Source organism: Parapedobacter soli, from assembly GCF_025460835.1.
Taxonomy (GTDB): Bacteria; Bacteroidota; Bacteroidia; order Sphingobacteriales; family Sphingobacteriaceae; genus Parapedobacter; species Parapedobacter soli.
Genome location: NZ_JAMXAY010000164.1, coordinates 1 through 534 on the forward strand (window position 1 = coordinate 1; position 534 = coordinate 534).

At 55.4% G+C, this 534-nt stretch carries 1 protein-coding gene; it reads right to left on the minus strand.

The genetic code is table 11. The features are described from left to right. Positions 1-534 (minus strand): filamin/ABP280 repeat domain-containing protein (locus NGM62_RS22030; RefSeq protein ID WP_262250454.1); only part of this gene is annotated, 534 nt, incomplete at both ends.

The window sequence follows — 534 nt, forward strand, 5'->3', positions numbered from 1 at the left end:
GCGTCAGCTGAAGACACAACGCTGCTGTACGGACTGCCGCTGATTGCGGTGCCACCAAGCGTGATGGCAAAGTTGTCCGTGCCCGCAACAGTCGGTGTATAAGTAACCGTATAGGTGCCATCCCCGTTATCGGTGATAGCGCTTAATGTGGCTGTGGCATTCGAACCGCTCAGCATGATTGAAAGATCCGCAGCAACACCAGTGACAGCGTTATCGTACTCATCAAGAACGGTAATGGTAACTGTGGTCACCTCGCCCGCAGTACCTGCCGGAACAGAAGCGGTCGTATTGGTCGCGTCGGCAGCAGCCGAAGATACAACGCTGCTGTACGGACTGCCGCTGATCGCGGTACCATCAAGCGCGATGGCTATATTGTCCGTTCCAGCAATGGTTGGCGTGTAGGTTGCCGTATAGGTACCCACGGTAGTGCCTGCAACAAAGATAAGGGCCGCCGTATTCGCTCCGCCAACAGAACCGGCCAAGTCACCAGCAACATCCGTTACCGGATTATCAAACTCATCCAGCACGGTGACC